This window comes from Streptomyces sp. NPDC088116, assembly GCF_044741745.1.
Classification (GTDB): Bacteria; Actinomycetota; Actinomycetes; order Streptomycetales; family Streptomycetaceae; genus Streptomyces.
The window spans coordinates 328,310-343,350 of record NZ_JBIUTF010000002.1; the positions used below are offsets into that span (position 1 = coordinate 328,310).

10 protein-coding genes are annotated in these 15,041 nt (G+C 69.0%); 9 read left to right on the forward strand and 1 reads right to left on the reverse strand.

Annotated elements, in window-relative coordinates:
* Nucleotides 1–198 precede the first annotated feature (198 nt).
* Nucleotides 199–1,392 carry a S8 family serine peptidase gene (locus ACIOJD_RS08115; RefSeq protein WP_401909683.1) on the forward strand — a complete coding sequence of 398 codons (1,194 nt, stop codon included), beginning with the start codon at nucleotides 199–201 and terminating at the stop codon, nucleotides 1,390–1,392.
* A 268-nt stretch (nucleotides 1,393–1,660) separates the two neighbouring features.
* On the opposite strand, the gene eccCa is transcribed toward ACIOJD_RS08115, so the two are convergent.
* A complete protein-coding gene (gene eccCa / locus ACIOJD_RS08120; protein WP_401911627.1) occupies nucleotides 1,661–5,629 on the reverse strand; it encodes a type VII secretion protein EccCa in 3,969 nt (1,322 codons plus the stop codon).
* 276 nt (nucleotides 5,630–5,905) lie between these two features.
* On the opposite strand from eccCa, the gene eccD reads away from it, so the two are divergent.
* The 8 genes from eccD (at nucleotide 5,906) to ACIOJD_RS08160 (ending at nucleotide 14,957) form a co-directional block, all read left to right on the forward strand.
* Complete coding sequence (gene eccD / locus ACIOJD_RS08125) at nucleotides 5,906–7,306, forward strand: type VII secretion integral membrane protein EccD (protein ID WP_401909686.1); 1,401 nt, start codon at nucleotides 5,906–5,908, stop codon at nucleotides 7,304–7,306.
* Nucleotides 7,307–7,328: 22 nt separating this feature from the next.
* Entirely contained in the window at nucleotides 7,329–8,777 is a 1,449-nt protein-coding gene (gene eccB, locus ACIOJD_RS08130; RefSeq protein WP_401909688.1) for a type VII secretion protein EccB, read from the forward strand.
* A gap of 215 nt (nucleotides 8,778–8,992) precedes the next feature.
* Nucleotides 8,993–9,337, forward strand: a complete 345-nt coding sequence (locus ACIOJD_RS08135) for a WXG100 family type VII secretion target (RefSeq protein WP_401909691.1) — start codon at nucleotides 8,993–8,995, stop codon at nucleotides 9,335–9,337.
* Between the two features lie 106 nt (nucleotides 9,338–9,443).
* A complete protein-coding gene (locus tag ACIOJD_RS08140) occupies nucleotides 9,444–9,764 on the forward strand; it encodes a WXG100 family type VII secretion target (RefSeq protein ID WP_401909693.1) in 321 nt (106 codons plus the stop codon).
* Between the two features lie 89 nt (nucleotides 9,765–9,853).
* On the forward strand, nucleotides 9,854–10,363 hold the full coding sequence (locus ACIOJD_RS08145) for a type VII secretion system-associated protein (RefSeq protein ID WP_401909695.1): 510 nt from the start codon (nucleotides 9,854–9,856) through the stop codon (nucleotides 10,361–10,363).
* 133 nt (nucleotides 10,364–10,496) lie between these two features.
* Nucleotides 10,497–14,015 carry an AAWKG family protein gene (locus ACIOJD_RS08150; protein WP_401909697.1) on the forward strand — a complete coding sequence of 1,173 codons (3,519 nt, stop codon included), beginning with the start codon at nucleotides 10,497–10,499 and terminating at the stop codon, nucleotides 14,013–14,015.
* Between the two features lie 109 nt (nucleotides 14,016–14,124).
* Entirely contained in the window at nucleotides 14,125–14,592 is a 468-nt protein-coding gene (locus tag ACIOJD_RS08155; protein ID WP_401909700.1) for a YbaB/EbfC family nucleoid-associated protein, read from the forward strand.
* Nucleotides 14,593–14,594: 2 nt separating this feature from the next.
* Complete coding sequence (locus ACIOJD_RS08160) at nucleotides 14,595–14,957, forward strand: hypothetical protein (RefSeq protein ID WP_401909703.1); 363 nt, start codon at nucleotides 14,595–14,597, stop codon at nucleotides 14,955–14,957.
* Nucleotides 14,958–15,041: the final 84 nt, after the last annotated feature.

Genomic DNA, 15,041 nt, shown 5'->3' on the forward strand with positions numbered 1-15,041 from the left:
GTACACGTGTCGGCCGCCGCGTGCGCTTCCGGGGCCGGACGGTGTTTTCCGGGCGGTGTCCTTCTGGGCGGCGCCGGGGTCGCCCCGGGGCGGCGCCGGGGTCGCGGCCCTTTTGGATGTCCGGCCTCCGCCCGTTCCTGAACTCAAGGCCCCCACCTGTACGTTCCGCCTCCACCGGCGGCGCATATCATGCGCGCCATGGACTGTGCTCGTACCCACCGCCGTCCGGTCGCGTCGGCGGTGGCCGCCGCCCTGCTGGTGGCCGTACCGCTGACCGTCGCCGGAGCGGCGCCCGCCGCCGCGGAATCCGTCGGACTGCCCGTCGTACGGTCCGCCCTGGGGCCGGACGAGCCGTGCGTGGAGGCCTCATCGAAGAAGGCCGAGGCCGATTCGTGGACATCGGGGGCGCTGGGGCTCGAACGGTCCCGGACGCTCTCGCGGGGCGCCGGGACGACGGTCGCGGTCGTCGACACGGGGGTGGGGCAGGACGCGGCCGGGCTGTCCGGACGGGTCACCGCGCTCGGCGGCGCGGGCCAGGACTGTGTCGGGCACGGCACCTTCGCGGCCGGTCTGATCGCCGCGACACGCACCGGCGGCAAGGGCATAGCGGGGGTTGCGCCCCAGGCGCGGATCCTGGCCGTACAGGGCACGGACCAGCGGGGCCAGGCCACGGCGGACCAACTCGCCGGCGGGATACGCGAGGCCGCCGACGCCGGGGCCTCTGTCATCTACGTCGGACAGGCGCTGGCCACCGGCAAGTCCGTGCTGACGGCGGCCGTCGTGTACGCGAGCGAGAAGGACGCCCTCGTCGTCGCCCCGCTCGCCCCGGACGCGCTGCCCAAGGACCGCGCCACCGGCGACACCGAGAAGCCGGAACCCTGGTACTGGCCCGCGGCGGCCCCCGGGGTGCTGGCCGTGACGGACTACGGCCCCGACGGGGGCCGCCCGGACAACGCCCCGGTGGTGCCCGGCGCCGACCTGGCGGCGCCCGGCGACGCGGTGGTGAGCGTCGGCCCCGAGGGCTCGGGCCACTTCATCGGCTCGGGCGCCTCGCTGGCCGCCGCGAACGTCGCGGGAGCGGCGGCGCTGGTGCGGACGCGGCATCCGGACATGTCGGCGACGGAGGTGTCCCGCCAGCTCACGGTGGCGGCCTACCCGGCGGCCCCGCCGCGGCTGGACCCGTACGCCGCGCTCACAGCCGTACTGACGGACCGTCAGGGCGACAGGCCCAAGCCGGCGGCGGCAGTGGTCCCGCCCCCCGTTTCCGCCGAACCGCGCGAACGGGCGCTGATCATCGCGGGAGTCGGCGGGGGAATCGTGCTGCTGGTGGCCGCGGCGGCGGCGGTCATCCCCCGAGGCCGCGCACGCGGCTGGCGCCCGGCGGGAAGCTAGGGCACCCTCCCGGCGCGCGGCGCCCGGCGCTCAGCGGGGCTCGTGAGGGAGGCCGGGGTACGAGCAGCCACTCGTACCCGGAACTCCGTATCCCGGGAAATTCGGTACGGTCGGCCCCGCGCCCCGTGCCCCCGCGCCTCGTGCCCCCCGCGCCCCGCGCCTCGTGCTCCCCCGTGCCCCGCGCCCCGGGCCGTCCGGGCCCCCAACCGGAAAGGGCCCTCCCCGGTTCGGGGAGGGCCCGGTCATGCTTCCGGGAGGCTTGGCCCCGTCAGATGTCTCCGTCTCCCAGCATCGCCGTCTGCACCTGCGTCGTCTTGCGACGGGTGATCCGCGTCCCCCGCCCCGGCGGCAGGTTGCGGCCCTTGAGGCTGCCGAGGATGAAGCCCTCCGACGGCGGGCAGGACAGCAGCAGGGTCGGCGTGTTGACCTCCTGCATGCGGCGCAGCAGGATCTCGCCCAGGCCGCGGCCCGCGCCGGCCGCCGAGCGGGAGACGATCAGGTGCAGGCCCACCTCGTAGCCGAGTGCCAGGTGGTTCAGCAGCGGGTCGAACGGCGCGTTCATCGGGCTCGTGCCCAGCATGTCGTAGTCGTCGACCAGGATGAACAGCCTCGGGCCGGTCCACCAGTCGGCCAGCCGCATCCGGGACGGGGAGATGTCCTCTCCCGGCAGGCGCGCCGTGACCGCGCGGGCGGCGCCGGCGACCAGTTCCTTCAACGCGTCCATGGACACCGCGTGTCCGAGGCGGTATTCGTCCGGGATCGCCTCGACCAGGGCGCGGCGGTAGTCCACGACCATGATCCGGGCCTCGGCCGGGGTGTACCGGTCCATGATCGCCTTGGCCGTCAGGCGCAGCATGTTGGTCTTGCCGCTCTCCGTGTCGCCGACCACGATCATGTGCGGAGTCTCGGAGAAGTCGTGCCACACAGTGGAGAGCCGCTCCTCCTCCAGACCGATGGGCACCCGGAAGTCGCCCTCGGGCGCGGGGAGTTCGGCGATCGGCAGCTTGGTCGGCAGCATCCGTACCCGCGGGGCGGGCGGGCCCTGCCAGCTCTCCTTGACGGCCGCGACGAGTCCGGCGACACCCTCGGACAGGTCGTCCGCCGACTCCACCCCGTCGATCCGGGGGAGCGCCGTGAGGTAGTGCAGCTTGCCCTCCCGGGTCAGGCCCCGGCCGGGCAGGCGCGGTACGGTCGCGGCACGGCGCATGTCGATCTCGGAGTCCATCGGGTCACCCATCCGCAGTTCCAGATGGGTCGCGGCCTGGTCACGGATCGACGAGGTCAGCTCCACCCAGCGGGCGGTGGTGACGATCAGGTGGATGCCGTAGTTGAGGCCGCGCGCGGCGATCGCGCCGAACGTCTGGATCTTCCGGTCGAAGTCCTGACGGACCGTCGACCAGCCGTCGATCACCAGGAACACGTCGCCGTGCTTCTCGTGGGGGAACTCCCCGGCGGCCCGGCGGCGGCGGAAGCTCGCCATGGAGTCGATGCCCTGGTCGAGGAAGAACCGCTCCCGCGCCTCCAGCAGCGAGGTGACCTCGGAGATCGTACGGCCCACCCGCTCGGCGTCCAGGCGCGCGGCGACCCCGCTCATGTGGGGCAGTCCGTTCAGCCCCGCGAGCGTGCCGCCACCGAAGTCGAGGCAGTAGAACTGCACTTCCTGGGGTGTGTGGGTGAGCGCCAGCGCGGTCAGGATGGTGCGCACCATCGTGCTCTTGCCGCTCTGCGGACCACCGGCGATGGCGATGTGCCCGCCCGCGCCCGAGAGGTCGAGGGTCAGCAGGTCGCGGAGCTGGTCGAAGGGCCGGTCGACGATGCCGATCGGGATGGTGAGCTTGCCGCGGTGCGCCGAGCCGGCGGTGGTCAGCCCGAAGTCGTGGTCCGGGGTGAGCGGCGGCAGGACCTGGTCGAGCGTCGCCGGCAGATCCAGCGGCGGCAGCCACACCTGGCGGGCCGGCGGCCCGGCGCCCTGGAGGCGTTCCACGGCCACGGACAGCAGCGTGTCGCCGGTCTCCTCCTCCTGCACGGGCTCGGGCTCCGGCGCGTCGGGCAACTGCCGCGGTACGACGTAGCTGTTGGTCCACGGCACGGTCTGGCTGGCCACCCGCGCCTGGTTGGCGCTGCCGCGCCGCTGCTGGTACGGGCCGGAGACGTACGCGGCACGGAAGCGGGCCAGCGCCTCCACACCGGACTTGAGGAAGCCGCTGCCGGGGTGCGGCGGCAGCTGGTAGGCGTCCGGCACGCCCAGGACGCCACGGCTCTCCATGGCGGAGAAGGTCCGCAGGCCGATCCGGTAGGAGAGGTGGCTCTCCAGCTGGTGCATACGGCCCTCGTCGAGCCGCTGCGAGGCGAGCAGCAGATGCACACCGAGGCTTCGGCCGAGCCGGCCGATCATCACGAACAGCTCCATGAACTCCCGGTGCGCGGCGAGCAGTTCGCTGAACTCGTCGACGACGACGAACAGGCTGGGCAGCGGTTCCAGCGCGACCCCGGAGGACCGTGCCTTCTCGTAGTCCAGGGCCGAGGTGTAGTTGCCGGCCGACCGCAGCAGTTCCTGACGGCGCATCAGTTCACCGTGCAGGGCGTCCTGCATACGGGAGACGAGCGCCGCCTCGCCGGCCAGGTTGGTGATGACGGCGGAGGTGTGCGGCAGTTCGTCCAGGCCGAGGAAGGTGGCACCACCCTTGAAGTCCACGAGGACGAAGTTGAGCGTCTCGGAGGAGTTCGTCAGCGCGAGCGCGAGGACGAGGGTGCGCAGCAGTTCGCTCTTGCCGGAGCCGGTGGCGCCGATGAGCATGCCGTGCGGCCCGGTACCGCCCTGTGCGGATTCCTTGATGTCGAGTTCCACCGGTTCGCCGTCCGCGCCGAGCGCGATCGGCACCTTCAGCCGGCTGGATCCGATGTTCTGCCGCCACAGGTCGGGCGGTTCGTGGCGGTGCAGGTCCGGAATGCCCAGCAGCGTGGTCAGTTCGACGTTCGTCGCCAGCGGTTCGGAGGCGTCCGAACCCCCGCCCATGCCCATGCGGTACGGGGCGAGCCGCCGCGCCAGGGCCGTCGCGGCCGTCGGGCCGAAGCTGTCCGGGCTGCCGAGCCGCGTGGTCTGCTCCTTGCGGTCCCGGTCGGTGCGTACCAGCGCGAAGGAGTCCTCGGTCACCTCGAAGCGCAGGGTGACCCGGCCGGGCCGCCAGCTGAGCGCGCCGGTCAGGTCCAGTACGACGGTGTTGCGGAAGCCGGGGCCGTCCAGGCGGTGGCCGCCCGGGATGGTGCCGCCGTCCACCACGATCACGGTGAACGGTTCCTCGCGCCCGGCGACGGCGTCCGGGTCGAACTGGGGCCTCTCCAGGAACTCCGCGCCGAGCAGGTCCTCCAGCTCGTTGAAGGCGGAGACGGTCATCCGGGTGGGCCCGGCTCCGTCGGTGTCGTGCCGGTGGAGGCTGTGCGGGAGCCACTTCGCCCACTCCCAGTCCGCGCGCCGCTCGTCGGAGACGCACAGCGCGATCCACACGTCGTCCGGCGAGTGGAAGGTGGCCAGTTGGGCGACGAGGGCGCGGGCGACGGAACGTATCCGCTCCTCGTCACCCCGGAACAGGACCCGGGCCCAGGCGCGCAGGTAGAGCGCGATGGGCTGGTCGGGCACGGTCGCGTAGGCGCGGATGAAGCTGCGCAGGGCGTGCGCGCTGAGCGGTTCCAGATCCTCGACGGGGGTGGTGGCGTTCGGGGTCAGCTTCAGGCCCAGCTTCTGCTCGCCGACCGCGACCCGGATCTCGCCGAAGTCCTCGTCGCGCGGCCTGCGTTCCCACAGCCGGGTGGTGCCCACCATCGACCACAGCGCGGCGGGCTCGGGGTGGCGCCAGGCCAGCGCCCGCTGCTGGTCGACGACGGCGCCGCGCACCTTGCGCCGGATCTGGGTGAGGTAGCGCAGGTAGTCGCGTCGCTCGCCCTTGAGCTTCTGCTTGCGCTCGCTGCTGCGCTTCATCATCTGGCCGATCAGCATGGCGGCGGAGGCCACCACCATGAGACCCAGGGCGAGATAGATGAATCCACCGCTGCCCCTGGTCATGCCGGGGCGCATGAACATGAACATCATGGAAACGGACATGAGTGCCATGGGGAGATAGGTCCACACGGCGGAGGTGTCGGGCACCACTTCGGGGAGCGTCGGCGGCTCCTGGAGATTCAGCTCCCCGTCGGGCATCTCCGGGCCGCGGCGTCGGGCCGGGCGGCGGAACAGGACCACACTCAAGGAACCGTCTCCTTACGGGGCAGGGTGAGGGAGAGCGGGGCAGAACGTCGTTGACGGGCTGGGACGCCCACTCGTCATGAGAAAGTCTGTGCCACAGGCCACATCGTCCACGGCAGGCGGCTGATACTACGATCGTCCCGCTGGCCGATACCAACCGGCCCCATTCAGCTTGTTATGGAGCGCGACAGCGACGCGTGATGTTCGGTGGCGCGTCTTCCAGCGTTCCGTCCCATTCTCAGCAGTACCAACGGAGAAGCGTGAGCCATCCCGATGACTGACAATCAGGTGGCCGAGCTGTGCCGTCTGACGGTACGAGCCCCCGCCAAGAGCATCGATCTCGCCGTGCCCGCCGACGTCCCCGTCGCGGACCTGCTCCCCGCGGTCCTCGGCTACGGCGGCGACGGCCTCGAAGAAGCCGGTATCGACCACGGAGGCTGGATACTCCAGCGCCTCGGCGGCGAACCGATGGACGAGGAACGCACCCTCGACTCGTACGGGTTGCGGGACGGCGAGACCCTCTACCTCAGACCGCGCAACGAGGCACTGCCCGAAGTGCACCTCGACGACCTGGTGGACGGCATCTCCACCACCATGCGGGAGCACCCGTACGGCTGGAGCCCGAAGGTCAGCCGGTGGGCGCTCCTCGGTGTCGTGGTCGCGGTGCTCGTCGGCGGCATGATCGTGATCGCGCTGCCGGGCGGCTCCGCGCTCCCCAGGGCCGCGTTCGCCGCCGCAGCGGGGCTGCTGCTGCTCGCGGGCGCGGGCGCGGCGAGCCGCGCGGTCGGCGACTCCGGCGCCGGAGCGGTGCTGGGCTTCATGGTGGGGCCGTATCTGGCGCTGGCCGGCTGGCTGCTGCCGGGCGGTCAGCTCAGCGGCCCGCACGCGTACGAGACGCTGGGCGCGCGGCTGCTCGCGGCCTGCGCGGCGGGAGCGGGCGGCGCGGTGCTCGCGCTGGCCATCGTGGCCTCGTTCGCCGCGCTCTACCTCGGCGTCGCCGTGATCTCGGTGTTCGGCGCGCTCGCCGCCGTCCTGATCATCGCCACGGACCTGGCTCCGGTGCACACCGCCGGGATCCTCTCGGTCCTCGCGGTGATCCTCGGGGCGTTCGTCCCCTCGCTGTCGTTCCGTATGTCGGGGATGCGGATGCCGCCCCTGCCGACCAACGCGCAGCAGTTGCAGGAGGGCATCGAACCGCACTCCACCGCCGCGGTGTCCGCCCGCGCCATCCTCGCCGACGGCTGGATGACCTCGCTGTACGGGGCGGTGGGCGTGGTCTGCGCGGCCTGCCTCGCCGTACTGGCCCGGCAGGCCGAACTCGCCGAGACGATCATGACGGTCGCGCTGGCCCTGCTGCTCATCCTGCACGCGCAGGGCCTGGGCAACATCTGGCAGCGCCTCTCCCTGGTGATCCCGGGCGTGGGCGGCCTGCTCCTGCTGGTCATCGTCTACGTCCCGGACTACTCGCCGGGCATGCGACTGGTGTCGGCCGCGGGCCTGCTGGCCGCCACGGCGGCCGTCGCCATCGCCTCCTGGACCGTTCCCGGGCGGCGGCTCGTCCCGTACTGGGGGCGCCTCGGGGAGATTCTGCACACGGGCCTGGCGATCAGCCTGCTGCCCCTGGGGCTGTGGGTGCTCGGCGTGTACGGCATGCTGCGCGCCATCAACGGCTGAACCGGAGGGGACGAACGCTGACATGCAGAACAAACGTGATCAGGTTCAGGCGCACATGTTCGTCATGGGGCGGCTCACCTCGGGCATGCTGCGCGCCGACCCGGACGCCCCGGAGAGCCCGCAGGGCAGGACCAACAGGGGGGTGGTCATCGGTGTGGTGATCGCCGTACTGCTGTCGGCCGGGGCGTTCGTCCTCGGTCTGCTCAAGCCGGGCACCAAGGACTCCTGGCGGGCATCCGGAACCCTCGTCGTCAACAAGGACACCGGCTCCCGCTATCTCTTCCTGGACGGGCGGCTGCGGCCGGTACGCAACTACGCCTCGGCACGGATGCTCCTGGGCGCCAAGCTGAAGACCGCCGCGGTCGGCACCGCCTCACTGAGCGGTACGCCGCACGGGGCGCCGGTCGGCATTCCCGGGGCCCCCGACGCGCTGCCCGCGAGCGGCGACCTGGACAGCGGCCCATGGCAGGTGTGTTCGGGCGGCAGCACCGGTCCGGCCGGCACGATCCTCGCCGTGGGCGCCCAGTCCGACGCGTCCGGCCTGGCCACCTCGAAGACCCTGCTGGTGGCCGGGCCCGACAAGGCCGGCTACCTGGTCTGGCGGGGCAGCAAACTGCGGCTTGACAAGGACAACCGCTCCAGGGAAGCCCTCGGTTACGGCTCCACACCGCCGGCGCCCGTGTCGGCGGCCTTCCTCAACTCCCTGCCGTCGGGGCCCGATCTGACTCCGCAGGACGTGCCGGACATGGGCGAGGACGGACCGTCGCTCGGCGGCCGCGAGACCAAGGTCGGCGAGGTCTTCCGGGTCACGGTGCCTGGCTCCGAGGAGCGCTACTACCTGCTGCGGAGCGAGGGCCTGACCCCGCTCACCGCCACCGGCGCCGCGCTGCTGCTCGGCGCCCCGGAGACCCGGGAGAAGGTGTACGGGGGCGGCGCCGCGAAGGTGGCCGTGCTGGGCGCGGATGTGCTGAGCGGTCATCTCGCGCCGGGAGCGGGCGAGTCGGTGCACGACGCGGACCTCCCCGAGGCGCCGCCGGAGGCTGTGGCCGTCCCGGAGGACCGGACCGCCTGTGTACGGGTCGAGCCCGACAACCGGGGCCCGCGCATCAGCGTGGCCCTGGTCGGCGCGGGCGAACTCGGACCGGAGGCCCAGGCGCCGGCCGAGGGCCTGACGCCGGCCTGTCTGCGGGTCGGCAGGATCACCGTGCCGCCGGGCGGCGGGGCCCTGGTGCGCGCGCTGGGCGCGGGCGGCAGCAAGGTCGGCGCCACGGTCTATCTGGTGACGGACACCGGCATGAAGTACCGGGTGGGCTCGGCGGACGCGCTCGCGGCGTTCGGTTACTCGGAGGGCCAGGCGCGGGGACTCCCGTCGCCGCTGCTGGCGATGCTGCCGACGGGGCCCGATCTGACACCGGAGGCCGCCGCGTTGGGCCGCAGCGGCACGACCGCACCACGGTGCGGCAAGGAGTGAGCTTTGTCTCAGGATGTTTCACCAGCGTGAGAACTCCACCGGGAACCACCTAAAGCGAACACGTGTCTAGAAGAAAGTGAGTGAGGCCATTGAAGCCGGAACTGGCCACTCTCTAGTCTCAGTTGTCCAGACCAACCGGATGCAGACGTTCCAAGTCCGGTCGCGCATGCCGCCGGGTCGTACGCCGGGCGGCGAAAATCAGGAGGCACACGCCCATGGCAGGTCCCAGTGGTAGGCAGCAGTCAGAGGATCAGGCAACAGCGAACGGCATCACCGCTCTGGAGAGTGCCTTCACCGGTGTGCAGAACTGCCGCCAGGACGTCGAGAACATGAAGAACAACCTGTCGTCCGGCTACAAGGGCGGCGACGGCGGGGCCTACCAGAAGCTGCTGGAGGCGTGGGACCGGCAGGCGGAGATCATCTCCGTCAACCTCCAGAACATGACCGACACGCTCGAAGAGACGCGCCGGGCGAAGGGCATGCAGCAGGTCGAGTCGAGCGACGCCATCGAGCAGCAGCGCGGCCGGGCCGACGCGATCTTCAACGCGCTGCACGGCTGATCCGGCCACCGGTCGCCCACGCACCGGATGCCCCTCCGCCAGGGGTATCCGGATGAACGTTTCCCCCGCCTGTACCTGACGCACTTGCTGCGAGATGAGGTCAACGATGCCTGATTTCAACGACGGACAGATCTACGTCGACTACTCCCACATGAACAACGCCGCCGACGACATGGTCCAGCAGACCAAGGCGATCGACAGCATCCTCACCAACCTGGACGCGGAGCTCCAGTCGCTCAAGGAGTCCTGGGAGGGTGAGGACCGGGGTGTGTACACCGACAAGCAGACGGCGTGGAACAACGCTGTCACGGAGATGAAGCGGATCCTCGCCGACAACTCGGCCCTGCTCACCGACGTCTCCGACAGCTACCAGTACAGCGAGAAGTCCCTGACGCAGCTGTGGGAGACCGTGCGCATCGGCGGCTGACCGCGTAGGCGACACCCCATTTCCCCGGGCGGCCGTCCGCGTGCACGTCATGCGGCGGCCGCCCTTCGCGCAAGCAGGAGGAGTAGGACATGGCTGAGAACACCCCCACGGTCAATGTGAACAAGGCCTGGATGCAGAAGTTCCTCGACGACGACATCAAGCCGTTCCGGAAGGCGATCGCGGCGATCAGGGAGGACGGGGAGGCCCCCGCCAGCGACCTGAAGGCTCCGGCGGTGGGGAATCTGCTGGCGGGCAACGGGGCGAAGACGGCCGCGGGATTTCACGACGGACAGAAGGTTCCGCTCGCGATCGGCCTGATGGCGGCTGACGAAGGGGAGCGGACCAACGGCGCTTACGTGATCAAGTCGTTGAACGCCGTTCTGGAGCAGCTCGAAGAGATCCTGAAGATGCAGAGTGAACTGTTCGAGGAGATGGAGGCCAACCTCGAGGACAGCATCGAAAAGATGTTCAAGACGCAGGATGACAGCCTGGAAAAGATCGACGGCAAGAAGTTCATCGACTTCTTCGAGGACGTCGACGATGTGCTCTCCGAAGGTACCGGGGGGAGTGGTGGGGGCGACGATGAGGACGAGGACTGATCCGGTCGCGCTTTCCTCGCTCGGTGTCTGAACCTTCCCGCATTCTCCGGCTCCGCCCGCTCCTCTGATTTCTCGTACGCCTTCTGTCGCGTACTCCCTGATCTGTACCCTCCGACCGAAAAGGGCTTCCGGCATGGCGCTCGATCCCAGCAAGATTACTACCGACATCGACGGCACCAACGACAAGTGGGCGGAGGCCGTCAAGTTCTTCACGGGATTCAAGGCGCCGCCTCGGGCCGATCTGTTCGACACGCTGGTCGGCAACGAAGGTATCCCCCAGATGAAGGTGGAGATATCTGATGTCGGCTATGTCGACTACGTCGATACTGAAGACCTGAACTGGCTGTACGAGAATGCCGGCTACGACATCAACAACACGGACTTCGTCATCCCGTTCTACTCGACGAGCGGCGGCGCGGGGTCGGATGTGACGATGCACAAGGCGCGCATCACCCTGCTCGGCCAGAAGTCGGTGGACGGACCGCCTACCGGAGGCTATTACGAGGGCGGGACCTTCACGAGCAGTATCGACGGACACCTGGGGATGGACGGCAAGCCCACCTGGGACACGACGAAGCTCACGCAGTACGCCTACGGCACCGGACTGGCGCTGGAGAAGCTGCGGAACGACGAGAAGCTCGGCACCCACGGTTTCGCCTGGAACGGCCTTCCCGTGGCCGACGTCGACTCCGTCTCGATGGGGAGCTTCGACGTGGTGGCCGGTTCCTTCGACCGGGTCGCCGAGTTTTTCGTGAACCAGCAGCAGAAAGTGGAGGAGTGGGAAGGCAGGCTCGGTACGGAGAAGAACGACGCGTGGCGCGGCCAGGCGGCAGGTGTTTTCTGGGACCTCCTTCATAAAATCAACAAGCAGTACACCGATTACGCGGATGACATGAGCGCGAACGGGAGTTTCCGTTCGAAGCAGGGGAATGAGATCCGGCAGGCGAAGAAGGATTTCCAGAAAGCGGTGGTGGATCTGCACACCGTCTGGATGGACTGGGAACTCAAGATGGGGAACCCGCTGCGCTGGCTCAGTGATCTGCTGACGGACGTGATGGAATATACGTGGGACCACAACATCACGAAGATCACTTACGAGATCGAACCATCCTACGACAGCTACGTCACGAACTATGTGGCGGATGAGGGGTTCGACAACAGGGCCAAGGCGCAGCGAGACAAGCTGTTCGACTTCGGTGACCTGAAGGATCTGAAAACCTGGGAGGAAATCGGGAACGAAGCCCTCAGGATGTGGCAGCAGTCCGTCAAGGACAATCTTGAGGCCGCCGCGATCGATGCCATGGCATATGTGAAGAACAGCTGGAGCAACAGCAGTCTCGACCTGGGGGAGATCAAGTCCCGAGGCGGCGGCTCCCTCAAGGAGGGGCTCGCCGAGGACAAGGCCGACAAGCTGGAGGACGACAACAAGAAGAAGGAGGACGACGCGAAGAAGGCCGCTGAAGAAGCCCAGCGGAAGCAGGACGAGTTCATAGCCTGGCAGAAGGAGCAGGCCAGGATCGCGAAGGAGGAAGCGGAGAAGGAGAAGGCCGAGGCGGAGGCCAAGGCGGAGAAGGAGAAGGAAGAGGCGAAGGCGGAGCGGGAGAAGGAGAAGGCCGAGCAGGAGGCCAAGGAGAAGGAGCAGGAGGCCAAGGCGGCGGCCAAGGAGGCCGAGCAGGAGGCGAAGCAGGAGCAGAAGGAGAAGGAGGCCGAGGCCAAGCAGGCCGAGCAGGAGGCCAAGCAGGAGGCCAAGGAGGCCGAGGCCAAGGCCGAACAGGAGCAGAAGGAGAAGGAGGCCGAGCAGAAGCAGGCCGAGCAGGAAGCCAAGCAGGAGGCCAAGGAAGCCGAACAGGAGGCCAAGCAGGAGGAGAAGGAGAAGGAGCAGGAGGCCAAGCAGGCCGAGCAGGAGGCCAAGCAGGAACAGAAGGAGAAGGAGGCGGAGGCCAAGCAGGCAGAGGCGCAGCAGCGTCAGGAGCAGATGCAGCTGCTCCAGATGAACCAGGCCAAGGCCCAGCAGGAGGAGGCGAAGAAGGAGCAGGCGAAGAAGGAGGCCGAGCAGGAGGCCAAGCAGGCCGAGCAGGAGGCGAAGCAGGAGGCCAAGGAGCAGGAGGCCGAGCAGAAGCAGGCCGAGCAGGAGGCGAAGCAGGAGGCCAAGGAGGCCGAGCAGGAGAAGAAGCAGGAGGAGAAGGAGAAGGAGCAGGAGGCCAAGCAGGAGGAGAAGGAGAAGGAGGCCGAGCAGAAACAGGCTGAACAGGAAGCCAAGCAGGACCGCATCCGTACCGAGCAGGAGGCCAAGCAGGAAGCTCTCCAGACCGAGCAGGAGAAGAAGCAGGCCGAGCAGGAGGCGAAGCAGGAGGCCAAGGAGCAGGAGGCCGAGCAGAAGCAGGCCGAGCAGGAGGCCAAGGCAGAGGCCAAGCAGGCCGAACAGGAAGCCAAGCAGGAACAGCTCCAGGCCGAGCAGGAGAAGAAGCAGAACGAGGCCGAGGCCAAGCAGGACCAGCTTCAGCAAGAGGCGGAGAAGAAGCAGAACGAGGCCCAGTCGCGGTACGAGCGCCAGAGCCAGGGACTCCTGAACAATGGCGACCTTCTCTCGCCCGACATCTCCGGCCCCGTCAACGACGGCTCCCTGAACCTCCCCGTCAGCGATGTCCTGGACGTACCCGGCGGCGGCGAGACGCACATCGACGACAACGGCCGGGTGGTCACCGAATACCCGGACGGCAGCCGCACCACGATCGACCCGGTCACGCACAGCTCGACCCTGACGCGGCCCGACGGATCGACCGTCTCGGGCCCCCTCAACACCGGTGATCTGCTTCCCAATCCGGACGGCAGCCGTACGCAGCTGGACTCGCAGGGCAACGTGGTCACGGAGTACCAGGACGGCACCTCCCAGAAGATCGACCCGGACACCGGCTCCACCACCATCACCGACCCGGACGGCTCTACGAGGTCCGGTTACCTCAACGACCTCGACAACCCGCTGAACGGCTACCAGCCCCCCACCTCCGGCCCCCTCAACGGCGGCTCCCTCGACGGCTACAACTCGTCTTCGTACGACCCCTCCGGCTACGAGGAGGAACTGTTCGACGAGAACCCCTACGAGTCGCCCCAGGACATCAACGCGGCGTCCTCCGGGTCGAGCACGCCCAACCACAACCGCACCCAGCTGAACAGCGGACCGTTCCCGGGCCTCGGAGGGGGCGGCGCGGACGCCATGGCCGGAGCCTCGGGCGGCACCGGCTCGTCCTCGGGCGGCACCGGCTCACCGGGCGGGATGCCCATGGGCGGCGGTATGGGCGGCGGCATGGGCGGTATGGGCGGCGGTATGGGCGGCGCGGGTGGCGGGCAGGACTCGAAGGCCGAGCGCGTGCGCAGTGTGATCGACGGTGATGTCGTCAACAACCGCCGTCCGCAGCCGGGCGCGAGGCCGCCCCTTCCCGGGAGCCGCCGTTACGCCGACGACGAGGTCAGGGTCGCGGCGAGCGGTAACACCGCCGGTCAGAACCCGTTCCTCCCACCGATGGCCGGCGGCGGCGCGCCCAACCAGACCCAGACCCAGAGTGGTGACCGTGCCCGCGACTCGTGGGTGCCCGAGGACGAGGATGTCTGGGGAACGGACGAAGGCGGCGCGCCGGCGGTGATCGGCCGGTGAACAGTACGCGGAGCGTGACGGTGACGCCGTATCGGATGCGCCGGATGTGTACGACCGGGGTGACCCGTACGACCGGGGAAGCCCGCACAACCAGTTGGAGGGGTGTTCGTTGAGCGAGTCGATGGAACAGAAGCTGTCGCAGGCCATGGCCGAACTGGAGGCCGTGCAGAACGCCGTGGCACACGCCGAGGGCGAACTGAGCCGGGCCACGGCCACCGTGCGGTCGCGTGACCGCGTCGTGGAGGCCACGGTCGGCCCGCAGGGCGAGCTGACCGGGCTCAAGTTCCTGGACGGCAAGCACCAGACCATGACGGGACCGCAGTTGGCTGCGTCCATACTGGAGGCGGCCGATGAAGGACGCGCGCAGATGGCCCGTAAAGTAATGGACACCTTCGCGCCACTCGCGCAGGTGAGCGGCGGGGCGTCAGGGGTCAGGGGAGTGGACATCGACTGGGAGCGGGCCTTCGGCTCGGCATTCGACGGAGGTGCGGGAAGCGGTATGGGGCGGTCCGCGGGCGACCGGCTGCGAGATGAGATTCATGAGGACGAGGACGACACACTGCCGAGGGGACGGTAAGCATGGCGGGCAAGTACACGGCGAACATCCCCGGTCTTCAGCAGGGGGCCGGTGACATTTCGGGCCTGTCGGACCAGACGGACAAGATCGCCGACGATTTCATCGCCGACCAGGCGAACTACCGGCAGTGGGACGGCTATTCGGACGACTTCTACCGCCAGGTCCACCCGAAGTACGAGGCGAACAACGAAATGTGCCTGTCGTTCCTCCGGGGCATGAGCGGCGCGTTCGCGGCACTCGAATCGGCCACGCTCGGCAATCTGTCCAACATCAAGGGCACACAGTCCTACGCGCAGGACGCCATCGATCAGCAGGTGTCGAAGCTCGACGCGTCCTCCGATGAAAGCGGAGGCGGGAAGCACTAAGTGGAGGAGATCAATTTTCCTCCGGATGTCCGGAAGATGCTCTTTGTCCTTATTGGGGAGATGCCCCTTGAGGCCAGGGAGAAT